Origin of the sequence: Saccharothrix sp., assembly GCF_031180885.1 — a bacterium.
GTDB lineage: Bacteria > Actinomycetota > Actinomycetes > Mycobacteriales > Pseudonocardiaceae > Actinosynnema.
This window is the reverse complement of record NZ_JAPSLK010000038.1, coordinates 19,793-44,059: the sequence shown is the minus strand read 5'-3', so window position 1 is coordinate 44,059 and position 24,267 is coordinate 19,793. Positions and strand designations below refer to the sequence as shown.

The 24,267-nt window shown below is 71.6% G+C and carries 21 protein-coding genes; 6 read left to right on the top strand and 15 right to left on the bottom strand.

What is annotated here, in order from left to right:
- Positions 1 to 79: 79 nt before the first annotated feature.
- Complete coding sequence (locus RIN75_RS31025; protein WP_309115601.1) at positions 80 to 502, bottom strand: hypothetical protein; 423 nt, start codon at positions 500 to 502, stop codon at positions 80 to 82.
- 312 nt (positions 503 to 814) lie between these two features.
- On the opposite strand from RIN75_RS31025, the gene RIN75_RS31020 reads away from it, so the two are divergent.
- The 5 genes from RIN75_RS31020 to RIN75_RS31000 all read left to right on the top strand — a co-directional run bounded on the left by RIN75_RS31020 (position 815) and on the right by RIN75_RS31000 (position 5,337).
- Complete coding sequence (locus tag RIN75_RS31020; RefSeq protein ID WP_309115600.1) at positions 815 to 2,305, top strand: WD40 repeat domain-containing protein; 1,491 nt, start codon at positions 815 to 817, stop codon at positions 2,303 to 2,305.
- 60 nt (positions 2,306 to 2,365) lie between these two features.
- Entirely contained in the window at positions 2,366 to 3,790 is a 1,425-nt protein-coding gene (locus RIN75_RS31015) for a WGR domain-containing protein (RefSeq protein WP_309115599.1), read from the top strand.
- Between the two features lie 344 nt (positions 3,791 to 4,134).
- Entirely contained in the window at positions 4,135 to 4,626 is a 492-nt protein-coding gene (locus RIN75_RS31010) for a hypothetical protein (protein WP_309115598.1), read from the top strand.
- 10 nt (positions 4,627 to 4,636) lie between these two features.
- Positions 4,637 to 5,074, top strand: coding sequence for a DUF202 domain-containing protein (locus tag RIN75_RS31005; RefSeq protein WP_309115597.1), 438 nt, complete (start codon positions 4,637 to 4,639; stop codon positions 5,072 to 5,074).
- On the top strand, positions 5,071 to 5,337 hold the full coding sequence (locus RIN75_RS31000) for a DUF202 domain-containing protein (RefSeq protein WP_309115596.1): 267 nt from the start codon (positions 5,071 to 5,073) through the stop codon (positions 5,335 to 5,337). The genes RIN75_RS31005 and RIN75_RS31000 overlap by 4 nt, the downstream gene beginning before the upstream one ends.
- Here the strand turns inward: RIN75_RS31000 and RIN75_RS30995 are convergent.
- The 10 genes from RIN75_RS30995 to RIN75_RS30950 all read right to left on the bottom strand — a co-directional run bounded on the left by RIN75_RS30995 (position 5,312) and on the right by RIN75_RS30950 (position 20,425).
- The gene (locus RIN75_RS30995) at positions 5,312 to 5,503 is read right to left on the bottom strand and encodes a hypothetical protein (protein ID WP_309115595.1); all 192 of its coding nucleotides are present in this window, start codon (positions 5,501 to 5,503) and stop codon (positions 5,312 to 5,314) included. The two genes, RIN75_RS31000 and RIN75_RS30995, sit on opposite strands and share 26 nt — an antisense overlap.
- Positions 5,504 to 5,747: 244 nt before the next feature.
- On the bottom strand, positions 5,748 to 6,311 hold the full coding sequence (locus tag RIN75_RS30990) for a hypothetical protein (RefSeq protein ID WP_309115594.1): 564 nt from the start codon (positions 6,309 to 6,311) through the stop codon (positions 5,748 to 5,750).
- 50 nt (positions 6,312 to 6,361) lie between these two features.
- Positions 6,362 to 6,874: a hypothetical protein gene (locus tag RIN75_RS30985; RefSeq protein ID WP_309115593.1), complete on the bottom strand. Its 513-nt coding sequence runs from the start codon at positions 6,872 to 6,874 to the stop codon at positions 6,362 to 6,364.
- Positions 6,874 to 13,113 (bottom strand): RHS repeat-associated core domain-containing protein, encoded by a 6,240-nt coding sequence (locus RIN75_RS30980; RefSeq protein ID WP_309115592.1) that lies wholly within the window; start codon positions 13,111 to 13,113, stop codon positions 6,874 to 6,876. Before RIN75_RS30980 ends, RIN75_RS30985 begins: the two co-directional genes overlap by 1 nt.
- Before the next feature lie 32 nt (positions 13,114 to 13,145).
- Positions 13,146 to 17,396, bottom strand: coding sequence for a LamG-like jellyroll fold domain-containing protein (locus tag RIN75_RS30975; RefSeq protein ID WP_309115591.1), 4,251 nt, complete (start codon positions 17,394 to 17,396; stop codon positions 13,146 to 13,148).
- Between the two features lie 126 nt (positions 17,397 to 17,522).
- Positions 17,523 to 17,792, bottom strand: a complete 270-nt coding sequence (locus RIN75_RS30970; RefSeq protein WP_309115590.1) for a hypothetical protein — start codon at positions 17,790 to 17,792, stop codon at positions 17,523 to 17,525.
- Positions 17,793 to 17,817: 25 nt separating this feature from the next.
- A complete protein-coding gene (locus tag RIN75_RS30965) occupies positions 17,818 to 17,949 on the bottom strand; it encodes a hypothetical protein (RefSeq protein ID WP_309115589.1) in 132 nt (43 codons plus the stop codon).
- Positions 17,950 to 18,102: 153 nt separating this feature from the next.
- The gene (locus RIN75_RS30960; RefSeq protein ID WP_309115588.1) at positions 18,103 to 18,246 is read right to left on the bottom strand and encodes a hypothetical protein; all 144 of its coding nucleotides are present in this window, start codon (positions 18,244 to 18,246) and stop codon (positions 18,103 to 18,105) included.
- 78 nt (positions 18,247 to 18,324) lie between these two features.
- A complete protein-coding gene (locus RIN75_RS30955) occupies positions 18,325 to 19,209 on the bottom strand; it encodes an RNA polymerase sigma-70 factor (protein WP_309115587.1) in 885 nt (294 codons plus the stop codon).
- A gap of 43 nt (positions 19,210 to 19,252) precedes the next feature.
- Positions 19,253 to 20,425: an FAD-dependent oxidoreductase gene (locus tag RIN75_RS30950; protein ID WP_309115586.1), complete on the bottom strand. Its 1,173-nt coding sequence runs from the start codon at positions 20,423 to 20,425 to the stop codon at positions 19,253 to 19,255.
- A gap of 57 nt (positions 20,426 to 20,482) precedes the next feature.
- Between RIN75_RS30950 and RIN75_RS30945 the strand changes: the two genes are divergently transcribed.
- Positions 20,483 to 21,229 carry a hypothetical protein gene (locus RIN75_RS30945; RefSeq protein ID WP_309115585.1) on the top strand — a complete coding sequence of 249 codons (747 nt, stop codon included), beginning with the start codon at positions 20,483 to 20,485 and terminating at the stop codon, positions 21,227 to 21,229.
- A gap of 6 nt (positions 21,230 to 21,235) precedes the next feature.
- Here the strand turns inward: RIN75_RS30945 and RIN75_RS30940 are convergent, their stop codons facing one another.
- From RIN75_RS30940 to RIN75_RS30925, 4 genes are read right to left on the bottom strand one after another with little or no spacing between them, the layout of a single operon-like run.
- The gene (locus RIN75_RS30940) at positions 21,236 to 22,264 is read right to left on the bottom strand and encodes an ABC transporter ATP-binding protein (protein ID WP_309115584.1); all 1,029 of its coding nucleotides are present in this window, start codon (positions 22,262 to 22,264) and stop codon (positions 21,236 to 21,238) included.
- On the bottom strand, positions 22,261 to 23,034 hold the full coding sequence (modB, locus tag RIN75_RS30935; protein WP_309115626.1) for a molybdate ABC transporter permease subunit: 774 nt from the start codon (positions 23,032 to 23,034) through the stop codon (positions 22,261 to 22,263). Before modB ends, RIN75_RS30940 begins: the two co-directional genes overlap by 4 nt.
- Before the next feature lie 26 nt (positions 23,035 to 23,060).
- Complete coding sequence (gene modA, locus RIN75_RS30930; RefSeq protein ID WP_309115583.1) at positions 23,061 to 23,807, bottom strand: molybdate ABC transporter substrate-binding protein; 747 nt, start codon at positions 23,805 to 23,807, stop codon at positions 23,061 to 23,063.
- Complete coding sequence (locus RIN75_RS30925) at positions 23,807 to 24,205, bottom strand: TOBE domain-containing protein (protein ID WP_309115582.1); 399 nt, start codon at positions 24,203 to 24,205, stop codon at positions 23,807 to 23,809. Before RIN75_RS30925 ends, modA begins: the two co-directional genes overlap by 1 nt.
- Positions 24,206 to 24,267: the final 62 nt, after the last annotated feature.

The following is a 24,267-nucleotide window of genomic DNA, read 5'->3' as shown; positions in this document are numbered from 1 at the left end:
CTCGAATCATCAGATGGGCGAAGGAGAAACGGGCCGGGCCGCGGCGCGACCGCGGACACCGACCCGGACCGGGTGGACGTCACCGGGCGATCGTGATGTCCCGTTCCTGCTCGGCGGAGCCCCAATCGTTCTGCGTCCAGACGCTCAGCTGCGCGGTGGCGTACGCCGAACCCGGGCGGAACGCCTTGGTCCGCGAGACCACCGTGACGTCGACCTTCTGGAACGTCCCGGTGCACGTGGTGATCGGGACGTACCGGTCGCCCGTGGCGATGTCGCCGCGCACGTTCTGGGTGACCTGCACGAACAGCGACCCCTGCGCGCCGGGTGCGCACACGACGGTGGTCGGCACGGTCACCGCCGCGCCGTGGGCCTCCAGGCGCGCCGGCGACTCGACCGACAGGGCGGCGACCGCGCCGTCCAGCGGCAGGGTGTCCGCGGTGGCGGGCAGCGCCGAGGCGACCAGGGCGGCGGCGGTCAGGGCGAGGACGGGAATTGCCCTCATCATTTCCTCCTCGAATTGGAACATTCGACGCGGCCACCGCTGTGCGGCGGCGACGCGCTCCGGGAAACGACGCTAGTAGCGCTTGATCGCGCATTTCAAGAAATGACAAAAGCGATTCTTACCATTTCCGCCGGGCGCGGGATCGCCGTGGTGGGACGGAGTTGATCCGCCAACCGCACCACTTCCCCGCTGCCCGACGGACCCGGTCCGCCTGGGCGGGCCGCCCACCGGTGGTTGACGAATAACCAGGTTCACGGATTTCCGCCGGAGTGCGGGTCGCGCGGCGCCGGTCGCCGGCAGAATGCCCGGGTTATGCGCACGGCGCTCTTGATCGCCACCGACACCTACGCCGACCCGACCTTCCGGGCGCTGCGCGCGCCCGCGCTGGACGCCGTCGAGCTGGACGGCGTGCTCGCGGACCCGGCGGTCGGCGAGTTCCGCACCGAGGTGCTGCTCAACCGGTCCGCGCAGGAGGTCAGGCAACGGGTGAACGAGGTGTTCGCCGCGGCGGGCGTGGACGACCTGGTCCGCAGTGCCGACCCGTCGCTGCGGGCGGAGGGCGTCCGGGTGCTGCGCACTCGTGCCGAGGCCGGCGACACCGTGTCCGCGCAGGCACTTCGCCTCCTCGCGGCGAGCCAGGACCAGGAGCTGTCGGCGGCGGCGAGCGCGGCGCTGGGCCTGCCGGTCGAGCAACCCGTGCACACGCCGGGCGCGGCGGTCCTGCCGCACCACGCGAAGCTCGGCGCGCGCACCACGGCGGTGGCGTTCACCCCGGATTCGTCGCTGATGGCGGCCGGGGGACGGGTGTTGGACACCAGCAGTTGGCTAGGCGTGGGACCGACGCAACTGGACCGGACCGCGTACGCGTTCAGCCCGGACGGGCGGCTGCTGGCGGTGAGCACGCCGACCGGCGCATCGCTCTACTCGACCGCATCCTGGACGGTGGTCACCAAGACCGTCGCGCCGCGCCTGCGCCAACCGGTCCAAATAGGACGACCGAGCTTCAGCCACGACGGGCGCACCCTGGTGCTGTGGGTGCCCGAGCAGCCACCGGCCCTGTGGGTGGCGGTCGAGGACCAGTGGCAACACCGACCGCTGCGCATGGCCAAGCTCGTCTGCCTCCACGTCGCCGCCGCCGCGCCGAAGATGGCCACGCTGAGCGTGCACAACGAAATCCAGGTGTGGGACACGGAGACCCGGCGACCGGTCGGCGCCCCCTTGGTCCCGGAGACCTCCGCCCGGGCGGTGGCCCTCAGCCCGGACGGCAGGCTGCTCGCCGTGGCCGAGGAGGACCGCACCTCGCTGCGGCGCACGGCGGACCACGGCGTCGTCGCCACCCTGCCGCGCGGGACGTCGTCACCCACCGGGTTGGCGTTCAGCCCCGACGGCCGGCTCCTGGCGACCAGCAGCGACGACGGCCTCCACCTGTGGAGCGTGCCGGCGGGGCGGCTGCGGCAGACCGTGGAGACGTACGTGCGGGACGTGGTGTTCAGCCCGGACCTGCGGCTGATGGCCGGTGTCGCGCGCAACGGCGTGGTGTGGCTGTGGGCGGTCGACGAGCACGACCTCGGTTCGCTGCCCGAGCCACCCTTGCCGCCCACCGCCGAGCAGTGGCAGGAGGTGGTGGCGCGGGCCCGGCGGCTGGCGCTGATCGGGGGCGGGTCCGCGTTCGCGGTCGGGTTCGGCGCGTCCTTGCTGCTCTCCGGCTTCTCGTGGCTCGGTCTCGCCATCGCGCTGGGCGTCGGCGTGTTCCTGTCGGGGGTCGCCGTGGTGGCGGTCCAGTTGTTGCTCACCGGCTGGTGATCCGGAATTGTCGTACCCCCTCGCTACCTTGATCACAGCTGATCGAGAAGGGGGAGGGTCATGTCCGGCACGACGTACCTGGAGCTGTCCGAGGCGGGCGGCGGCGCGCACAAGTTCTACGAGGTGCGGGTCGAGGACACCGAGGTCACCATCACGTACGGGCGCATCGGCGAGCAGGGTCAGGTCCGCACCGCGACCTTCGCCGACCACGCCAAGGCGCTCAAGGCGGCCGAGAAGAAGATCGGCGAGAAGGTCCGCAAGGGCTACGCCCCGGCGGTCAAGGGGATGCGCCAACGGCGACCGGTGAGCCGGCGGCAGATCGTCAGCACGCGGTCCACAGCGCACCAGGCTCCGGTGCTGTGGCGGTTCGCGTCCGGCGCGCCCGCGTTCGGGATCTTCGTCGGCGAGGACCACGCGTGGGTCGGCAACGAGAACGGCGACGTCTTCACCCTCACCCACGACGGCCGGGTCACCGGGCGGTTCGGCCTGCCCGACGCGGTGAAGTGCATCGTGGCCGACGACTTCTGGATCTACGCGGGGTGCGACGACGGTCAGGTGTACGACCTGGGCGCCAAGGTGCCCCGGGTGGCGTACGAGATCGCGGACGACGTCGACATCTACTGGCTCGACATCCACGACGGCGTGCTGGGCGTGTCCGACCGGCAGGGCCGGGTGACGGTGGTGGACCACGAGGACGAGTTCCAGTGGTCGATGCCGGCGAGCGGGGACAACGCGTGGATGGTGCGGTGCTCGGACGAGGGCGTCTTCCACGGGCACTCGCGGGGCGTCACCCACTACAGCGGGCGCGGGCACCGGGCGTGGCACGCCGACACCGTGGGCCAGGTGCTGTTCGGCTGGCAGGAGCGCACCGAGGTGTTCGCGGGGACCAGTAGGGGGTGGGTGCACCGGTTCGCCAAGTCCGACGGGCGCAAGACAGGTGACTACCGTTGCGACGCACCGGTGTTCTCGTGCGCGACATCGCCGGACGGGGAGTTCGTGTTCGCCGGCGACAACCAGTCCTCGGTGTACTGCTTCGCCGCCGACGGCACAAGGCTGTGGAAGCTCGCCACGGGCTGCGGTTCGGCGTTCTCCATGCAGTACCGGGATGAACGCCTCTACCTGGTGACCACCGACGGTTCCCTGGCCTGCCTGGACGCCAGCCCCGAAGCCGTCCACGCCGCCGAACAGGGCCACCTCCCACCCCGCCAGGACATCAAGGCCGGCGCCATCGCCCGGGTGGAAGCGACCGCCGAGGTGGAGGTCATCTCCGACGCGACACCCGGCGAGGGCGTCATCGTCGAGTGCGTCCAGGAGGGCGGCCGCCTGAGGGTCCACGTGATCTCAGAGGGCTACGACCGGAGTTGGGGCGTCCAATTCCCGAAGAACATCCGCGTCCCCGGCGCGCGCTACCTGGTGTCCGAAGTCCTGACATCCGCCAGCGGCTCCTTCTACCGCACCCGCGGCGAAATCAAACGCCTCCGCTAACCCTGGCGACCCGTCATTTCAGCGGTGACCACCACCCGGGCAGGCGGTGCCGACCAGGAAGTACAGGCCGGTCACATCACCGGCGACACACACCTCCACGGCACCGCCACGTCCAGCACGACCGTGCCGGTCCGACCGTGCCCAGACAACTTCCCCCGAACCGTCTCCCACTTCGCCCGGCCGCCAAGCCGAGTCGGCCACCTTGGACGCGCTTCTGACCGAGCAGCCGTCGACCGTGATCATCTCGGCGATCGCAAGCATGGCTGGCTTCGACCCCGGCCCGCCGCACCTTCACCGACCACGCCTCGACGGCCGCGAAGACGAACTCCGCGGCGACCACCAGCATGCACGACGTCTTCTGCCACCCGTTCCCCGAGATCGCCGGCATCGTCGGCCGCACCCCCGCCGCCTGCCGCCAGCTGGCCGCCTCCGCGCGCCGCCGGCTGCGCGCCGCACATATCCCCGGTCCGAACCCCGAGCAGGCCGTGCTCGTCCGCAACTTCAAGCAGGCGTGGGAAGCGCAGGACATCACCGCCCTCGTCGGCCTGCTCGACCCGAACGCCACGATGACCGCCGACGGCGGCGGCATCGTCAACGCGGCGCGCCGCCCGATCCGCGGCGGCCACGACATCGCCCGCTACATCATGGCCGCGGCGGCACCCCGCCTGACCCTCCTCGAACGCACCGTCAACGGCCGCCCCAGCCTGGTGGCCCGGTACGACCGCGTCACCGTCACGGTCGCGGCGTTCGACTTCGACGGCGACCGGATCACCCGCATCTGGGCCGTCCGCAACCCGGAGAAGCTGCGGCACTGGCAGTCCGACCGGGACACGTGAAGCTGCCACAATGGACGGACCCGACCGAGTGGAGACCCGCGATGACACCGCCCGCCGGAGCAGCCGGTTGATGCGCGACCTGCGGCTGTGGTTCTCCCCCGCGCGGCTGCTGGCCGAGGGGGAGAACCCGGACTACCGCTTCTCCCTGGCCAACGAACGCACGTTCCTGGCCTGGCTGCGCACCGCGCTGGCCCTGGTCGGCGCGGGCTTGGCGGTCGACCAGTTCCTGTCCGGCCTGCACCCGGGCCTGCGCACCGCCGTCGCCCTGACCGCCATCGGCCTGGGCACGGTGTGCGCGTTGCGCGCGGTCCACCACTGGGTCCGCTGCGAACGCGCCATGCGCCGGGGTGAGCCGCTGCCGGTGACCCGCTTCCCCGCGCTGCTGGCGGTCCTGCTGTTCGCCCTCTCGTGCGCGGTCGTGGTCACGGTCGTGGTGAGCAACCCGTGACCGACCCGGGTTTGCAGCCCGAACGCACCCACCTGGCGTGGCGGCGCACGATCCTGACCTTCACCGTGGTGACCATCCTCGCCGCCCGCCACACCGCCCACCACCCGGCGGCCCTGGCCCTGGTCGCCGCGACGTGGCTCCTGTTCTGCACCATCGCCTACACCCGGTCGCGCACCACGACCCGCCCGGTCCCGCACCACGTCCCCCTGATCGCCACGCTCTCCGTCCTGGCGTTGGCTACCGCCGCCGTGCTGTCCCGGTAGCCCTCGGGTAGATCAGGCGCAACCCCAGCACGCACACCGCCCGCATGACCATCTCCAGCCCGGCGTGCACCGCCCACGCCCCCACCAACGTCGGCCCGCCCCACGCCCCGCCCAACGCCGGATCAGCCGTGAACGGGAGCGCGAGCGCACCACGTTGTCCGGCCACAACGGGTAGAACCACCCCCCAGCCACCAGGTACAACGCCAGCACCACCAGCGGCGCGGCGAGGACCGCGCGACCGAAACCCGGTCGCGGCTGGACACCGATTCGGACGAGGATCGTGCTCATGCCTGAAAGCTAGGCGTGCACGCGGTCCGTGGCGTCGTACCCCGGTGCCGTCTCGAACGTCATACCGCGGTACCACCCTGGTGTCGTTCACGCCCGTCGGAAGCTCTGAGATACCGCCTGTTCTAATTGCGCCGATGATCGACGACAGAGCGCTGGCGCGAAAGACGCTGCGAGTGCCCAGGTCGCCGGGTCCGGCCGGGGACGGGTGGGCGGTGGCGTGGCGGTTTGATGCGGTGTTGGTGCAGGTTGGGTTCAAGGCGTCTGGGGAGTTGTTGCGGCACGTTGCCGGGTTGGCGCCGGGTGCCGCGACCGCGTTGGCGGTGCAGGCCATCGCGGCCGTGCGTGAGGTGGTTGGTGATCACGTCCTGCACCCGTGCGACCTCGTCGAACGTGGCCACCGGCGGGACCGGCCGCACGTCGAGCCGGGCGGCGGCGACCTCCGCGTCCGCCCGCGAGTTGTGGACGTCGGCCGCCGCGGTGAAGAACCGCACCAGTTCTTCCACGGACGTCCGCGGGTCGGCGGCCACGCGGGGCTTGTCCCGCTGCACGGACAGCAACGCCGCCGCCACCTTGTTCCCGGCCAGCCGGTGGAGCGCCTCGACGGGATGCTCGACACCCCGAGGCCCGGCGGACGACGCCGCTCCGGCACGCTCCGCTCCGCCGACCCCGCTCCACCACCACTCCACTGTCGCTCCGCACCGACCGGGCACAACGTCCGTCCGGGCAGCGACAAGGGCTAATCCGCCGGGAACGCCCGGATGTAGACGTGCTGCGGCCGGGCGGATCGGTTCACCACGACCAGCACCGACTGGTCGTTCACCCCGTCGGTCCGCTCGACGGTCCAGTACTCCACCCGGTCCGTGCGCGGGAACTCCCAGGTGATGCCCGACCCGGTAGGCGGCTCGACCGGCGGTCCGCTCTCCTGGAACACCGGTTTCCACTGCACGACCGGCGTCGACCCGTCGATCCCGACGCCGGCCAGGAAGCTCTCCACGCACTCGTCGCCGGCGGTGAAGTCCATGACGATCGTGCTGTCGGCGAACCCGGGCCCCAGGTAGAACCGGGCGGTCTCCTGCGCGCACCCCGGCAGGGGCACCGACGCCTGCTGCTGCGCCTCTTCGAAGGAGAACCCCGACCGGCTGCCCGGGTACGCCTTCGGGTCGTGGCTCGGGTACAGCACGACGGTGGCGATCACCGCCGCCGCACCCGTGAGCGCGGCGGCGGTGATCCAACGGGCCTTCGAGGGCACTAACGACTCCGGTCGATGGTCAAGGTCTGACTGCCCCGGACCACGAAGTCCTGGGCCAGACCGGCGGCCGGCATTTGGGACAGGTAGGTCAGATCGTAGACCCCGGCGACGGTCTTGCCCTCGTCGAAGTTGTAGTCCTTGATCAGGTCCACGGTGACCGCGCCGCGCACCCGGGTGCCGCCGCCGTTCTCCTGGGTGACGGTCACCTGGCCGGAGATGCGGTACTCGATGCTCTGCAAGGCGAGCTTGTTGTCCGTGGTGGAGTCCACGACCGCCTTCAGCCAACCGCTGTCGAGGTTGACCGTGCAGTTCGCCGACCCGGCGCACTTCTCCGCCGCCATGGCGCTCAACGTGTTGATCGGCTCCTCCCGGGTGCCCTTCCAGTTGTCGTCCACCATCAGCTGGTCCATCTGGTCGGGCCGCAGGATGTAGTCACTACCCGACCTGCCCGCCCAGTGCCCGAACAACTCGCAGGTCAGCTCGTAGCGGACGCACACCGCGGTCCCGACCAGCCCCATGTGCTCCAGACGGGCGTTGATGTCGTGCGCCGCCAGCCCGGCCTCCAGCACCGACAGCTTCCGGTACGGCTTGTGCTTGGCCTGGTCGGAGCCGTACTCCGGCTTGCCTTGCGGGTGCTTCACCGTGTGCGGCGCGTTGCCGCAGGCGCTGCAGCTCATCCACGGCTTGTCGTCGCCCGCGCCCGCGCACGGGTAGCCGTCGCTGCGCATCCAGCCGTGGCCGGGCACGTTGTAGCAGGGGCCGCCGCGGGGTTCGGTGCCGTCCGGGTCGGTCAGGTTGACCGGGTTGTTGTTGGCGTAGGAGTACCCGTTCCACTGCTGCGGGTTGTCCTGCTTCAGCAGCGGGTCGACCGCGGTGAACCGGCCCAGGGTCGGGTCGTACTCCCGCGCCCCGAGGTGGACCGTGCCCGACGCGTCCTGCACGCCGCCGATGAAGCCGTGCCGGTCCGGCCACGACGACGGCGGGGTGCCGCGGCCGACGCCGAACGGGTCGTGGTGGCGGCGGGTGACGGCGAGGGTGCCCGCGTCGACCGACGCGGTGCCGGTGCCCTGGTGGTCCTCGACCGTCCACACCAGACCGGCCGACGTCCGCCGGGCGACGTTCTTGCCGCCGTGGGTGTAGAACCGGGTGCCGGTGGCCGTGGTGGAGCCGGCCGGGACGAACAGTTCGACGTCGCCCGCGTACAGGGTGGTGCCGGACGGTTCCCGCGCGATGAGGCGGTTGCCGTCCGCGTCGTACAGGTAGCGGGTCGGCTTGCCGGTGGCGGTGTCGGTGTCGACGGCCACGTGGCCCTCGGCGTTGTAGTCGAGGGAGTGGCCCGGGCGCGCGTTGGTGTTGCCCGCCGCGTCGTAGCCGTAGGTCGCCGAGGTGGTGCCGCCGGGGCCGGTGGTGGTGACCGTCGTCGCCCCGTGCGGCCGGGGCGAGCCCGGTGCCGGGTAGTCGATCTTGGTCTTGGTGTCGCCGGCCGCGGTGTGCTTGACCTGCTCCACCCGGTTGCCGGTGACGTCGTAGGACCAGTCCGTCCAGTACGGCGCCACGCCGCCGAGCCCGGCCACCGAGGCCGCCGCCGAGCAGTCGCCCGAACCCGGCGTCCACGCCGACGTCAGCCGGCGCAGGTAGTCGTAGCCGAAGCACTGGGTGTCGTCGACGTCCCCGATCCGGGTGATGTCACCGGCCGGGTTGTACGTGTACGCCCGGTTGGCGACGACCTGGTCGGTGGCCGTGGACCGCACGACCATCGCCGACGCCAACTCGTTCGTGGCGCCCTCGTAGGTGTGGGTCGCGGACACCTGCTTGGGGTTGTTCGCGTCGGCCAGGTTCAGCCGCAGCACCTGCCCGAACGGGTTGTACTGGGTCAGCGACACCAGTTTCGTGCCGCCGTTGCCGTTGGCCGCGAACGACTCCGTGGGGTAGCCCAGGGCGTCGTAGCCGCGGTAGATCGTCTCGGCGGGCAGGCCGCCCACGCCGGGCGAGCTGACCGTGGCGACGGCCCCGGTGTTCGGGTTGTAGGTGACGGGGAAGGAGTGCGTGCCGCCGATCCCGGCCTCGCTGGTCGGGATGACCACGGTGGTGCCGGTGGGCCGACCGGCCTCGTCGTACCCGGACACCGCGCGCACGTAGGCCTTGCCGCCGTCGAAGCGGACCGCGTTGGTCTCCTTGCCCTTGAGCTTGGTGTCGTACGTCCAGCTCGCGAGCTTGAGGCCGGCGGTCGACGTGTCGAACATCGCCGTCTTGCGGCCCAGCGCGTCGTAGGTGTACGCGAGCGCCTTGCCGCGGCCTTCGGTGGTCTTGACGACCTGGCCGGCGGCGTCGTAGGTCGTGGTGGTGGTGCCCGCGTCCGGGTCGGTCTGGGTGGTCTTGCGGCCCAGCAGGTCGTAGCCGAACGTCCACTTGTTGGCGCCCGTGCTGTCGGTGACCGTGTGCTGGAGACCGGACGGCAGGTACGTGTAGGTGGTGGTGTCGGCGGGGTCCGCGGGGCCGGTGCGCGCCCGGTCCTTGAACTGGAGGGTCTTCACCTTCTGGCCCAGGCCGTTGGTGACGACCGCCGAGGCGGTGCCGCCGGGCGGCGGGACCGTGGTGACCCGGTCGCCGTCGTAGGCGGTCGTGGTCCGCTTCAGCTCCACCCCGTCGTGCAGGGTGATCACCGCGGTGGGCCGGCCCGCCGAGTCGTGCTCGGTCACCGTGGTGACGGGCACCGCGTTGTCCTGCACGACCAGCAGCGACGGCTCCGGGGCGGCGCTGTTCCAGTACTGCTGGTGGGACTTCCACGCCCGGCCCTGCGAGTCGTGCAGGGTGTCGGTGACCACCCGGCCGCCCTGCGCGTACGGGGTCGGCGACTGGGTCTGCACGGTCCGGCCGAGGCCGTCGACCAGCGCGTAGCTGGTGGCGTACTGGCCGGAGGCGAGCAGCCGGTTGGACGTCACGACGCTCGGCGAGGCCGTGTTGACCGTGTAGGCGAAGGTGGCGTCGGCGGGCGAGGAACCCTTGGTGTGGCCGGGCTTCCAGACCGCGGTGAGCCGGCCCAGCGGGTCGTGGGCCAGGTCCGTGCGCAGGCCCGACCGGTCGACCTTGCCGGTGACCACGCCGCTGGCCGGGTCGATCTCGTCCACGGTCGTCAGCGAGGTCGCCACGCCCGCGATGGTGACCGGCGGGGCGTTGGTCACGATCTTGGTGACCGGGCTGCCGGTCTCCGGCGTGTACGTGGTCGTCGTGGTGCGGTTGAGCGCGTCGGACACCGACACGACCCGGCCGTAGACGGTGTCGTAGCCGGTCTTGACGCTCGGCGTCTGGAACACCGCCGACCCGCCGGCGGGCCAGTCGGACAGCATGTGCACCTCGGTCGCGTCGCCCCGGGTCGGCGCGACGCCGTGGGCCTGGCCGTCGTAGAGCGTGCGGACCTCGGAGATGATGTTCGCGCTGCTCGCGGCGTTGGCCTGGGTGCACGGGCCGGACACCTTCTGCACCGTCTTGGGCAGGGTGAGCAGCCACGTGCTCGTGTTGGCCGCGTACTCCGTGCGGGTGCACGAGGTCTGGGCCGCGTCGTCGACGTCGCCCTCGGTCTGCACCTGCGTGGGCAGGCCGTGGTCACCGAAGGTGGTGGTCGTGCGGGACGTGCGCCACTTGTTCGACGCCGCCAGCCACACCCGGCTGCGGGTCACGCCCGTGCCGACGTGGTGGGCCTTGACGCCGTTGGCGTCGGTGGCGGTCGCGCCGGAGGACCACGGGTCGTTGAGCGTGGCCGTGATGACGTTGCCGTCCAAGTAGGACAGCGTTTCCAGGGCGAAACCCGAGTACTGGTCGCCGTCGGTCGTGTTCTCGCCGAGCGAGTTGGCGACCGTGACGGACCTGGTGCCGGAGGCCGCCTTGTCGCCGTCCATGCCGCGCAGGTACCGGGTCTGGGTCACCGTGCGCGGCCCGGCCGCATCGCCCGGGTTGCCCAGGGTCGTCTTGACCACGCCGTAGCCGCGCCACTGCGACCACGTCCGGTACTTGGCCTCCTGGAAGAAGTTCTCGTCGAAGTGCCAGGCGCCGCCGTCGAGGTAGTCGTAGTGCGTGCGGGTCTGCTGGCCCAGGGTCGTGCGGCCGTCCGTGTGCACGTCCGTGACGACGTACTTGTTGAACCAGTCGAGGACCGGGTCGGTCGCGCCGGCGGGTGTCCAGTGCACCGGGTAGCACCGGGTGGTGTTGGTCGCCGGATCCGGGGTGCCCGACTGGCAGTCCGGCTCGGAGTAGGTGACCGTGGTGGTGCCGCCGAGTTCGCCGGTGATCGCGGTGATCCGGTAGCGGGACAGGCTGGTGTAGTTCTGCGAGGCCAGCGTCCGGTTGCTCTTGGCGGTGCCGCCGAACGTGGTCGGCGGGAGCGAGGCGCTGCCGCCGGCGAGACCGGTCCGGGTGACGCTGTCCAGCCACAGCGACGGGCTGTCGCCGCTGCCGGTGGCCGGGAACGAGTGGGCCAGCGCCCACCGGTCGGCGTCCAGCCAGCCGCCGGACCCGTTGGCCACCTGGGTGGTGATGGTGGTCAGCTTGCGGCGGGTGAAGAACGACGGCGCGACGTTCTTGCACACCGCGCCGGGCGCGCACAGGCGGTCGGCGGGGACGTCCGGCCACGAACTCGCCGTCGAGGTGTTCAGCTGGCCCGGGTCGCACGTCACCGCGCCGCCGGGCACGCAGCGCTCGGCGGTGTCGAACAGGACGCGGGCGGGCGCCTGGGCGAAGTTGCCGCCGGCCGCCGCGTTCAGCCCGTACTCCATGCGCAGCAGGTGGCCGCCGCGCACGTAGGAGGTGCCCGCGGTGGTGACGTTCATGTTCTGGCCGTAGGCGTTGATCTCCGGCTGGTAGTAGTAGACGACCGCGTTGCCGTGGGTGTCCACGACGTGGTCGAGGTTCCAGCGCCAACCCTGGGTGCACGCCGACGCGGCGAACGTGGCCTGGTTGCACGGCTCGCCGCCGTGGTTGCCGTAGACCGGCGCGGTGAACGTCGACTGGGTCTCCGGCTTGCCCGCCGCCCAGCCCGGGACGCGGTTGAGGCCGAAGAAGTACTGCGTGCCGTCGGGCGTGGTCACCTTCCAGTGCTCGCCGTCCCGGGCGCCGTTGGCCGCGCCGGTCAGCCGCTCCACGCGCGAGCCGTCCTCGTTGCGGGGCCGCCAGTTCCCGGTCGCGGTGTCCTTGACCAGGACGGTGCTGCGGCCGGCGTAGGAGATGGTGGCGTTGTCGGACGCCCAGCACAGGTCGCCGGTCTTGGTCTGGCCGTTGTTGCCGCCCAGGTCCAGTGCGCACGGCTTGTAGGAGCGCTCGACGAACCCGCCCGCGGCCAGCGTCCAGCCGTCGCCGATCCACGAGGGCTGGTTGTTGGTGGCCGAGGTCGCGCCGTCCACGGTGGCCGACGAGTACGACAGCGACAGCGCCGGGGTCGTGCCGCCCAGCGCGGCGGGCAGCTTGATCGGGTAGTCGTACGTGAACGAACCCGACGCGCCGCCGGCGGTCCAAGTGCCGGATGGGGAGAGCGGGGTGGCGGTGTAGTCGCCGGAGCCGCTGTCGCCCTCGGCGGACGCCGCCAGCACGGTCGCGGAGGTCAGCGTGGTCTCACCGACCAGCGCCTTGTCCTTGTTGGTGTGCTCGACCGGCGTGGCGACGTTGCACTCCGGCTTGTCCGGTGTGGACAGCAGGCAGTCCGGGTAGGACACGAGGCGCAACCGGCGGCCGTAGTCGCCGCCGAACGCCTCGGCGAACCCGGAGTAGTCCAGCCGGACCGTGATCGGGCCGGACGTGTCACCGGACTTCGGGCTGACCCGGTAGAGCGCCCGGCCGTCGCGCAGGCCGAGGGACTCCACCTCGACCTTGCCCGCGGCCCGGCTCGCCGAGCCCCGGCCGTCCGGCGCGCGACCCGCCTTGCCCTGACCGCGGCCCAGCGCCAGCCCGGACTTCCCGGCGGCGACGGCGGCGGTGCGGGTGCCCGCGCCGACCGGCGCCAGGTCGACCTCGACCTTGCCGGTCTCGGGCAGCCGCACCTCCGGCGGCGTGGCGAGCGAGCGGGTCTCGCTCTCGGGCGCCGGGCGCGGCTGGTCGGCCGTCCCGGGCACGGATTCGGTCTGCTGGAGGGCCGGGAGGTCCCAGCCCAGGCCGTGCCAGCCCTTCTTGGCCGGCGCGGCGCTCGCGGTGACGGTGCCCACCAGCATCAAGGCCGCCGTCACGACGGAGGTCGCAAGGGTGCTGCGTCTCATGTGCTTCACCTGTGGTGTGGTCGCGGCGGGGGTCAGTGGACGGCGCCGAACAGGGCGCCCGGGTCGTCGGCGGTGCGGTCGTCCTGGATCTGGGAGACCGTCCGCACACCGCTGTGCACGCGCACGCCGGCGATGCCGCCGTGCCACTGGTCCACCGCGTTGCCGCCCCACTTGAAGTTGCCCAGGGTCAACGTCCCGTTGCCGTCGTAGGCGGGGACGTCGGTGATGCACCCGGACTGCTTCTGGCCGTTGACGTACAGGCACGCCGTGCCGGTGGCCCGGTCGTAGGTCATGGCCAGGTGCGTCCACTTGCCGTTCTCGGCCGCGGCGTCGCTCCACGCGTACTTCAGGCAGTTCGCCTGGTCCCGGGTGCACGGCACGACCAGCGACCACTTGCCCTCGGTCTGGTCGTCCTTGCGGTAGCCCAGCGAGAACGGGCCGTTGGTGGTGTCGTCGACGCTCACCGCCGACTTGGTCATGGTGTTGGTCGCGTCGTGCTTGACCCATGCCTCCACCGTGTAGGACCGGTCGGTGCGGAAGTCCTGCGCACGGGGCACGGTCAGCGCGGTGCCCGCCGTGGGCTGGAACCGGGCGTAGGCCGCGTCGGAGTCGGTCACCAGGGACACGTCACCGGTCGCGGTCGCCGACCAGTGGCCGTCGACGTGCCAGGCAGAGTCTACATAGGACAGACCGGCCAGCGCGGCGACCTGGCTCGCGGTCAGCGCCTGCTGCCACAGCTGGACCGAGTCGATGCTGCCCTTGAAGAAGTGGGTCGGCGAGCCGAAGTCGTACGTGCCCACGGTGACCTTGCCAGCCGCGTTCCACGGGGTGCCGGTGAACGGGCGCGAGGCGACCAGCCGGCCGTCGAGGTAGAGCTGGATGCGCTTGGTGTCGTTGTTGTAGACACCGGTGACCAACGTCCAGTCGGTCTTCGCGGGACCTGGCCCCCACGCCCACTGGGTCTCGGCACCCGCGCGGTCCTCGGTGTTCAGGCCGAAGATCCACGCCTTGACGTCCGGCGAGTACCGGATCGCGAAGCCGGGCACGTTGGTGCCGGACTGGCCGACCACGCCGTAGTAGCCGTTCAGGTCGTCCGGCTTCACCCACGCGGACACCGTGAAGGACTGCGCGGTGTTCACGGCGGGTCCGGCGGAGCGGCTGGAGCTGTCCGACGTGCCGGCGTAGCGCAGGGCGGAGCCGGACTTGCCGGGCACCCACGTCGCGCCGGTGGTGATCAGGTTGTTGTCGTAGCCGGCGCCGTTGTTGCTGGAGTCGGCGGCCGTGGTGCCGGTGCCCTCGTCGAACTTCCAGAAGCCCTGCAACGACTTCACCGGCGCGGGCACGTAGTTGCCGGAGAACTCGTCACCGGTCGCCCCGGTGGCCAGCTTCTCCGCCGCGCCCTCGGCGAGGCCGAGGGTGACCCGCGAGGTCGACACGCCCGCCAGGTCGCGCACGTCCTGCGCGGACAGCACCCGCTGCCACGCCTGGACGTCGTCGATCTTGCCCGGGAAGAAGTCGGCCCGGTTGCCCGACCACTTCGCGCCGCCGATCACGAACGGACCGGTCGCCGGGAACAGCGGGTTCGCCATGACCTTCGTGCCGGCGAGCTTGCCGTCGACGTAGAGGGAGAGCTGCTTGGCCGGTGCGTCGTAGGTGCCCACGAGGTGGGTCCACACGCCGAGCGCGGGCGCGGCCGAGCCGTCCGCGGAGGTGGCGCGGTTGGCGGTGTCGCTGACCGCGTCGCTGTTGGTGGTCGAGAACGACCACTTGCCGACGTCGTGGGAGAACTGGAGGTAGAAGCCGCTGACCGTGCCCGCGTCCTGCGAGGCGACGGTGTAGTAGCTGTCGGTCCGGTTCAGCATGGCCCACGCGGAGACGCTGAACGACTGCGTGGTGTCCACGACCGGCTGCGCGGTGGCCGCGTAGCCGTTGTCGGCCAACTGGAGGCCGCCCTTCACGCCGTCCTTGGCGCCGAACGCGTCGGCCTGGGTCCACGAGCTGCCGCGGTTGTGGCCGACGTTCCACCCGGCGCTGCCGCCGAGCGTGGCCGGGTGCGCGGTCTGGCCGGGGTTGAGGGTGGCGACGTTGTCGGCCGCGGTGGTGCCGAACTGGTCGTCCAGCGCCCAGGCACCCTTGAGGTACTTCGCCGAGGTCAACGGCTGGACGACGTAGGCGCACGCGGTGTTGGGCGCGGTGCCGACGGTGGTCAGCGGCGCGACGCACGAGCCGCTGGGGCCGGGCGTGCCGGCCTTGTTGACCGCGCGGACCTTGAGCAGGTTCTGGTTGGCGTTGCGGGCCGTGGTGGACAGCTGGGCGGTCGCGGTGATCTTGCCGTTCTCGTCCTTGCGGCCGGCCTGCACGGACGGCGAGCCCTGGGTGGACGGTTCGCTGCCGTCGAGGGTGTAGACGAACCGGTCGATGTCGTACAGGTTCGCCGTGGCCATGTCGACGCTGATGTCGAAGGTGGCGATGTCACCCTGGTTGGCCGGGGTGTTCGTCGGCCTGGTGACCGGCGCGAGCGGCGGGGTGGCGTCCACGAAGAACTCGCAGTCCCAGTCCCAGCGCGGTGACCATGCCTCGCCGTCGTAGACCTTCATGGCCCACTTGTAGATGCCGTCGGAGTTGATCCACCCGCTGGGGACGGCGACCTGGGCGAGCGCGCCCTGGTTGGCGCCCGGTGTGCCGATGTACGGCCGGGAGTTGGCGTTGTCGAAGTACGTGCCGGGCACGTCCGCGCCGTACGGCCCGCCGCTGGTGGCGATCATGACCTCCAGGCCGCCACCGTCCGGGTCGGACACCCAGGCTTGCAGCTGCGGCGTGCGGGTCGCCACCCACGGCCGGTTCTCACCCTTGACGCACGGCAGGGTGCCGTTCTGCATCGAGTGGCTCCACGGGTTGTTCGGCGTGGAGTTGTAGTGGGTCTCCAGGTACGGGTTGAGCCCGAAGCGCCGCCACGAGTACGTGTTGCCCTCCTGCTCGCCCTTGAGCAGGAACGTGGTGAGGTCCCAGCCGCCCGCCGACGCGGAGCGCACGGCGCCGGTCACGTCGAACTGCATGGAGACGTTCGGGGCCTTGGACTGGTTGGTCACGTTGCTGGAGGACTGGAAGGTGCCCGCGCCGGGCTGGTTGTTCCAGGTGGTGTTGCCGTCGATCCAGCCGGAGAGGTAGACCTCGGTCGGCTTGGCGCTGCCCGCTCCCCACCAGGAGTAGTTGAGCGTGGTGTTCAGGGTCGCCCAGTGGATGTTCTTCCACTTCACGGCGCCGGTGTTCATCTGCACGTAGGAGCGGGAGACGCCGGAGGAGTCGGAGTTCTGGTAGCCGGCCTTGAGGTCGGCGAGGTCGCCCTGCCAGGCGTCGAAGTTCCGCGCGGTCGGGTAGCCGGACTGCACCACCACGTGGTGGGCCTTGCCGCAGGAGCCGCAGGAGTAGTCCGGGTCCAGGTACACCGGGAACTTGGTGTCCTTGTGCCGCAGGAACTCCTGGTCCGGGATGATGGTGACGCTCTCCGGGGTCACCTCGGCGACCATCACCGCGGTGCGCCGGCCGACCTCGCCGTCACCGCTGGAGTCCCACATCCGGGTGGCGTCGCCGGTGAACCGGACCGCGCCGTCGGCGTCCACGACCTCAAGGCCGGGGTCCGCGGCGGTTTTCTTGGCGGCGGTGCGGACCTTGGTGTTCTTGGTGTGGGACCCGAAGGTCACCTTGCGCAGTTGGGGGTTCCGCGCCGCTTCCGGGGTCTTGACCACCAGGACCTCGGAGAACCCGATGACGTCCGCGGTGACCTTCAGGTCTACGCCCGGGAACACCTCGGGATAGGTCGCGCTCGGCCCGTCCAGGACCGGTTCGGGCAGGTCGGAGGCCCAGGTCAGGCCGATCTCCGCGCCGCCGTGCGCCATCTTGGCCAGGGGCGTGCCCTTTCCGCCGCCGGAGAAGGCGAGGTCGACCACGGTGGTCTTGGGCGCGATGGTGCCGTCCGCGCGCTTGACCAGCGTGGTGTCGACCGCGGTCCACTGCCCGTCGCGCTTGACCCGGACCGGCCGCTGGTGCTGCCGCCAGGTGAACCCGCCGTCCGGCGTGGCCCAGAACTCGTCGGTCTCGGTGGTCTTGCCGGTGATCCGCACCGACCGCCCGAGCTGCTTGGCCAGCGCCTGCGCCCGAGCCTCGTCAGGCGCCTCGTCCACCACCGCCACCGGCTCGGGAGCCGCCACGGCCCACGCCGGCTGCACCACCCCGAACCCCACGACGAGAGCCGCCAACGCGGCCACCCGTCTGATTCCGCGCACGCCAAATACCGGCACCACTTGGATGAAGCCCCCCGTACACAGGCGGCGGTCCGCCGCCACGCCAACTCGATCAGCGGAGAACACTGCCTGGTGCGAGGTCGTAAAGCACTAGCCCGATCAGCCCAATCACGCAGAGCTAACACGAGGACCGCTCGCCCGGCCGCCCGGGGCGAACCGCTCCGCGAAAGCCGACAGCTGGTCCCGCTGCTCCGCCGGGTCCGCGCTCGTCGCGCTCACCACGACCCGCGTCACGCCCTCGGCCGCGTACCGTTCGACCTGCTCGACGGACATCTCGATCGACCCCCACCGCGTGTACTCCAACACCCCCGGGTCACGCCCCGCGGCCTCCGCCGTGACCCGGACCAGCGCCCACCGGGCCGCGCGCTCGTCCGGCACCAGCGCGCCACCGGGGAAGTACCCGTCACCGCGCCCCGGCCCGGCGCGCCGCCGCGCGGCTGGACCCTCCCACGTGGACCGGGACGCGATCGGCGTTGTGGGGCTTGGGGAAGCTGCACAGGGCCTCGAACGCGAAGAACTCCCCCGCGTGGCTCACGCCCTCAACGTGCGGGCGCCCGTGGTGAACCCGCTGCGCGACCCGCGCTGGGGCCGCAACGAGGAGGGCTACTCCGAAGACCCGGTGCCCTCCTCGCCGCCCGCCCACAGCAGCCGCAGCACGTCGATGGCCTCGTCCGCCGTCAAGGCAAGCTCACGCCGCCGCCTCGCGCGCCGGTGGTGTCTCGGCGGTCCGGTCCGGGAGGTCGAGCACGGTCGGTTCGGGCGGCGGCGGGGTGTCCGAACTCCCTTGCAGGGCCATCGCGACAGCTGCGCCGGGCACGCGGTAGAGGCACATCAGCCACCTCCGGTCTCATGGGGACTCACGATCTCGACGCTAGGCGCGCGGCCCGTTCCCCCGCTTCTCCAAACCTGATCAGCCCAGGGTCAGCGCCGTCTGCGCGCCGACCCGGGTCAGCTTCTCCGGGTTGCGGACGAAGTACAGGCCCGTGATGCGGCCGTCCGAGACGTGGCAGGCGAGGACGCCGTCCAGCTCGCCGTTCACCCGCGTCACCAGCGCCGGGCTGCCGTTGACCGTGGTCGGCTCGGTGACCAGGTCCACCGTGAACCTCCCGAGGCCGCCGACGGCGTACCGGGCGAACTTGTCCGCGCCGACGATCGGGCGCAGCGCCGCCTGCTTGACCCCGCCGCCGTCGCTGACCAGCACCACGTCCGGCGCGAGCACGTCCATCAGTCCTTGGAGGTCACGCGTCTCCAGCGCCTTTCGGAACGAGTCCAGCACCGCCCGCACCTCGCTGGGCGCGACGGCCTTGCGCGGCCGGCGGGCCTCGACGTGCTTGCGGGCCCGGTGGGCGATCTGGCGTACCGTGTCGCGGGTCTTGCCGACCGCCTCGGCGATCTCGGCGTAGCCCAGCCCGAACACCTCGTGCAGCACGAACACCGCGCGCTCGGTCGGCGAAAGCGTTTCCAGGACCAGCATCATCGCCATGGAAACGCTTTCCGCCAACGCCACGTTCTCCGCCACGTCCGGCGTGGTCAGCAACGGCTCGGGCAGCCACGGGCCGACGTAGGACTCCTTGCGGCGCTGCATGGTGCGCAGCCGGTTGAGCGCCTGGCGGGTCGTGGTGCGGACCAGGTAGGCGCGCTGGTCGCGCACCTGGTCCAGGTCCACCTCGACCCACCGCAGCCACGTCTCCTGCAACACGTCCTCGGCGTCGGCCGCCGACCCGAGCATCTCGTAGGCCACGGTGAAGAGCAGGTTGCGGTAGGTGACGAAAACCTCGGTCGCCGAATCGCTCATGCCCCCGCCCTCCCGCTCGTGAACATGATCATCCTCATGACCGTCAGCGCGCACCCACCGGCTCGGCGCTCACGGCGGCGACCCGCTCGCGGCGCTTGGCGTCCTTCATCCACGCGTTGCGCGCGCCGGGCTTGCGCGCCTCGGCGGCCAACTGCTTGACCGTGCCCTTGCACACGAACTCCTTGAGCAGCGCGCCCAGGCGTCCGGCGATGTGGTGCTTGGTCGCGTTGTCGTCCCTGGCGGCGACCTGGAAAATGCCGCGCGCCCGGCCCAGGCTGACGCAGAGCCCGACGAAACCGACGTCGACCGCCGCCGGTTCCGTCCCGGCGATCCGGCTGAGCACCGTCTCCGCGGCCTGCGGGCCGAGTTGGACCGCGGCCTGGCAGCTCATCCGGAACGGCAGGTCCGAGGGCGCCGCCGAGTCGCCGGCCGCGACGATCCGCACGTCGTCCACGCTGGTCAGGGTCTCGTCGGTGAGCAGCCGGCCCTGGACGTCCACCCGCAGCCCGCTGCGCGCGGCCAGGTCCGGCACGCCGAAGCCCGCGGTCCAGATGGTGACGTCACTGGCGACCTCGCGGCCGTCGAGCCGGACGGCGTTGGGCAGCACCTCGGTCACCATCTGGTCCTCGACCACGGTGACGCCGAGCGCGGCCATCCGCCGGGCCACGGTCCGCCGCCCCTTCGGGTGCAGGTACGACCCCAGAGTCCCGCCGCAGACCAGGGTGACCCGACGGCCCTGCTCGGCGAGTTCGGCGGCCACCTCGATCCCGGACGAACCGGCCCCGACCACGGTCACCGCGGCGTCGGCGGGCGCGGCGTCGAGCACCGGCCGCAGCCGCTGCGCCTCCTCCAGGCTGCCGATCGGGAAGGCGTACTCGGCCGCGCCGGGCACGCGCGGGGCGGCGGAGGCGCTGCCCACCGCGTAGACCAGGTAGTCGTAGCGCACCGACTCCCCGCTCGCCAGTTCGACCGCGCGGCCGGCCGCGTCGATCCGCGTGGCGCTGTCCACGACGAGCCGGACCCGCGGCGCCAGCACCTCCCGGTAGTCGACCACCGCCGGGTGCGACCCGCCCACCAGCTGGTGCAGCCGGATCCGCTCGACGAAGGTCGACCGGGGGTTGATCAACGTCACCGCCACGTCCTCGCGCCGCGTCAGGCGGTTGGCCGCCATGACCCCCGCGTACCCGCCGCCGACCACGACCACATCGATGCCCATCGGTGCCTCCTCGACTTCCCAGGCGTTCGGCATGAGGACACCGCGGGACCGCCGAACGTGACAGCCCGTGAGCCAGATCACTCGCGCAACACCCTGCACCGCCGCAAGAGCCCCGACTGGTCCAAGACCCACTACGTGCAGGGGCACCTGCTCAACGACCACCTCGGCGGGCCGGGCCTGGAGTACAACCTGGTGCCGCTGACCAGCCAGGCCAACGAGGTCCACGAGTCCACCGTGGAGCACTTCGTCAAGCAGAAGTTCCTCGCGATGCGCGTCGAGCAGCAGCACATCGCCGCCGGGCGCACCGTCGCCAACCCGATCGCCTCCATCAGCTACAAGGTCGTCCCGACCTGGCCGGTGACCCGACGCCCCAACACCACCCTGTGGCTGAAGGCGAAGGCGGACCTGGCGACAATCCTGGCCGCCGTGCGCAGTGCGGCGCCGCCGGCGTACGACCCGGCGACGACCAAGTGGGACGACTTCGCCCTCGACGTCGTCCAGGGCCGCGCCCCGGCCTACGCGAGACTGATCGACGCCGCCGACTGGCAGTTGCTGGGCCAGGTGACCGCGGCGCTGCAGAACATAATGGAGTTCATGACCCTGGACACCATGGAAACGCGCGTGGCCCACGTGGCGGACCTGTGGGAGTTCGAGGACGCCCACGTGCCGACCGGCCTGACCTGCTCCTACGAGACCACCCGCCAGGACGGCGCCAAGGACCAGGACGGCAAGCTGAACACGTGGGTGCCCAACCTGGTCGACCAGATGGCCCTCAACCACCCGGTCGACGTGTGGACGCCCTGATCCGCTTCAACTCGGGTAGGTGTGGACCTCGGTCGCCTTCAGCACCGCCCACAGCCGGTCGCCCGGTTCCAGTCGCAGGTCGGCCATGGTCGCGGTGGTGACGTCGGCGAACACCGGTGGGGTGCCGTCGAGGTGGACGCGGGTCGTGTGGGCGTGGCGTTCGATGCCGGACACGGTGACCGGCCAGGTGTTGCGCGGGCTGCCCGCCGGTTTCTCCGGGTACAGGCCGACCGCGGTGGGCGGGAACACCACGTGCACCGACCCCGTCGCCGGCTCGGCCACGGTCAGCGACCCACCATCCACAATGGACACTTCAGTGCCGTGCGCGGTGCCCCGGTACAGGTTCAGGCCGACCAGGTGGGCCACGTAGTCGGTGCGCGGCCGGCGGACCACCTCCGCCGGTGTGCCCTGCTGGACCACCCGGCCGTCCTCCAGGATGACGATCCGGTCGGCCAGCACCATCGCGTCCAGCGGGTCGTGGGTGACCAACAGGGTGTGACCGGGGTAGTCGCGCAGGTGCCGGCCGAGGTCGGCGCGGACCTTCAGGCGGGTGCTCGCGTCCAGGGCGGCCAGCGGTTCGTCCAGCAGCAGCAACTGGGGCGCGGTCGCCAGGGCGCGGGCGAGGGCGACCCGTTGCGCCTGTCCGCCGGACAGGGTGCGCGGCTTGGCGCGTTCGAACCCCGCCAGGCCGACCCGGTCCAGCCACGTCGCGGCGGTCGCGTTGGCCGCCGCCTTGGCGGTGCCGCGGGCGCGCAGGCCGAACGCCACGTTGTCCAACGCGGTCATGTGCGCGAACAGCAGGTAGTCCTGGAACACCACGCCGATCGGCCGCCGTTCGACCGGCAGACCGTCCCAAGTGGACTCACCGACCCGGACGCGGGCACCGGGCACCAGCCCGGCCAGCGCGCGCAGCGCCGTGGTCTTGCCCGCGCCGTTGGGGCCGAGCAGCGCGACGACCTCGCCGGGCGCGATGGTCAGGTCGACGTCGAGGCTGAAGTTCGCGCGGCTCACCCGGATCGACGCGTCGAGGGTCATGTCGCACCCCTGATCCACCGGTCACGCAGCCCGGCCAGCACGCCCACCGACACCACCAGCAGCACGATGCTCAGCACGATCGCCGCGTCGGGATCGGTCTCCAGCGCCAGGTACACCGCGAGCGGCATGGTCGTGGTCTCGCCCGGGAAGTTGCCCGCGAAGGTGATGGTGGCGCCGAATTCGCCCAACGCACGAGCCCAGCACAGCACCGTGCCCGCGACCAGTCCGGGCAGCACCGACGGCAGGGTCACCCGCCGGAACGTCAGCCACCGCGACGCGCCCAGTGTCGCCGCCGCCTCCTCGAACCGGGGATCGGCCGCCCGCAACGCGCCCTCCACCGAGATGACCAGGAACGGCATCGCGACGAACGCCTCCGCCACGACCACCCCGGCGGTGGTGAACGGCAACGACACCCCGAACCACGCGTCCAGGTGCTGCCCGACCAACCCGCGCCGCCCCAGCACCAGCAGCAACGCCACACCGCCCACGACCGGCGGCAACACCAGCGGCACGGTCACCAGCGCCCGCAGCACCCCGCGCCCCGGCAGGTCGCCGCGCGCCAGCAGCCACGCCAGCGGCACGCCCAGCACCAGGCACACCACCGTGGCCAGGCTCGCGCACACCAGCGACAGCCGCAGCGCCTCCCCCACCTCGGCACCGACCAGCCGCGCCGGCAACGTCCGCCACGGCGCGCGGACCAGCAGTCCCACCATCGGCAGCAGCAGGAAAGCCAGGCCCAGCAAGGCGGGCAGCACGAGGACGACCGGCAGCCGGCCCCGGGTCGCGCGTTCGGTGGTCACGGTAGGACGAACCCCGCCTCCGTCAGCACCGCCCGACCCTTCTCGGACCGGACGAAGTCGATGAACGCCTGCGCCCCGGCCGCGTTGCGCGCCTTGGCCACCGGTGCGATCGGGTAGTCGTTGACCGCCTGCCCGGCTTCCGGGAAGTCCTTGCCCTCGACCTTGCCCCCCGCCGCCTTCACGTCCGTCCGGTAGACCAGCGCCGCGTCCACCTCGCCCAGCGACACCTTGGTCAGCGCCGCCTTGACGTCCTGCTCCAGCGTGTCGGGCACGGCGGTGACCCCGGCCGCCGCCAACACCTTCCGCGCCGCCGCACCGCACGGCACCTGCTCCGCGCACAGCGCGATCTTCAACTCCGCCTTGCCGAAGTCCGCCAGCCCGCCGACCCCGCCCGGGTTGCCCTTCGGCACCGCGATCTGGAGCGTGTTGCGCGCGAACGTCGTCGGCGTGGCGGTGATGGTCCCGGTGTCGGCGACCTGCTCCATGTTGGCCGGCGCGGCCGAAGCGAACACGTCCGCCGGCGCGCCCTGGTTGAGCTGCTGGGCCAGCGCCGAACTGCCGCCGAAGTTGAACTTGACCTTGATCCCGGGGTTGGCCGCCTCGAAGTCCTTGCCCAGCGAGGTGAACGACTCGGTGAGCGAGGCCGCGGCGAACACCGTGACCTCGCCGGGAGCACTGCCTTCGTCCGACGTCCCGCACCCCGCGACGACCAGCGCCGCGACCACCGCGACCAGCCTCCGCATCAGGCCTCCGGGATCTCGACGACGACGTGGGTGGACTTGATCGACGCGACCGCGACGCTGCCCACCTCCAGGCCGAGTTCGTCCGCGGACTCCCGGCTCATCAGCGACACGATCCGGAACGGCCCGGCCTGCATGTCGATCTGCGCCATGACCCCGTCCTTCACCACCCGCGTGACGATGCCGCGCATCCGGTTGCGCGCGGACGCGGCCACCGTGACGCCGGGCTCGGCCGTCTCGGACAACTGCTGGGCGAACACCGCCAGCTCGGCGCCGTCGATCGCCTTGCGCCCGTTGTCGAGCATGGTCGCGCGCAGGCGCCCTTGATCGATCCAGCGACGCACCGTGTCATCGCTGACCCCCAGCAGGGCGGCCGCCTCACTGATCCGCAGATTCGGCATGGGCGGGAGCTTAGTTCCGAAGACACGGAACTTCCACCGCCGATATCACCGCGATCGCGGCG

What these genes read in the sequence shown, in the direction of transcription:
- RIN75_RS31025 (WP_309115601.1), bottom strand. Translation starts at nt 502, where the DNA reads ATGAGGGCAATTCCCGTCCTCGCCCTGACCGCCGCCGCCCTGGTCGCC.
- modA (WP_309115583.1), bottom strand. Translation starts at nt 23,807, where the DNA reads ATGCGGAGGCTGGTCGCGGTGGTCGCGGCGCTGGTCGTCGCGGGGTGC.
- RIN75_RS30950 (WP_309115586.1), bottom strand. Translation starts at nt 20,425, where the DNA reads ATGGGCATCGATGTGGTCGTGGTCGGCGGCGGGTACGCGGGGGTCATG.
- RIN75_RS30955 (WP_309115587.1), bottom strand. Translation starts at nt 19,209, where the DNA reads ATGAGCGATTCGGCGACCGAGGTTTTCGTCACCTACCGCAACCTGCTC.
- RIN75_RS30960 (WP_309115588.1), bottom strand. Translation starts at nt 18,246, where the DNA reads ATGTGCCTCTACCGCGTGCCCGGCGCAGCTGTCGCGATGGCCCTGCAA.
- RIN75_RS31020 (WP_309115600.1), top strand. Translation starts at nt 815, where the DNA reads ATGCGCACGGCGCTCTTGATCGCCACCGACACCTACGCCGACCCGACC.
- RIN75_RS31010 (WP_309115598.1), top strand. Translation starts at nt 4,135, where the DNA reads ATGCACGACGTCTTCTGCCACCCGTTCCCCGAGATCGCCGGCATCGTC.
- RIN75_RS30940 (WP_309115584.1), bottom strand. Translation starts at nt 22,264, where the DNA reads ATGACCCTCGACGCGTCGATCCGGGTGAGCCGCGCGAACTTCAGCCTC.
- RIN75_RS31005 (WP_309115597.1), top strand. Translation starts at nt 4,637, where the DNA reads ATGGACGGACCCGACCGAGTGGAGACCCGCGATGACACCGCCCGCCGG.
- RIN75_RS30980 (WP_309115592.1), bottom strand. Translation starts at nt 13,113, where the DNA reads ATGAGACGCAGCACCCTTGCGACCTCCGTCGTGACGGCGGCCTTGATG.
- RIN75_RS30925 (WP_309115582.1), bottom strand. Translation starts at nt 24,205, where the DNA reads ATGCCGAATCTGCGGATCAGTGAGGCGGCCGCCCTGCTGGGGGTCAGC.
- RIN75_RS31015 (WP_309115599.1), top strand. Translation starts at nt 2,366, where the DNA reads ATGTCCGGCACGACGTACCTGGAGCTGTCCGAGGCGGGCGGCGGCGCG.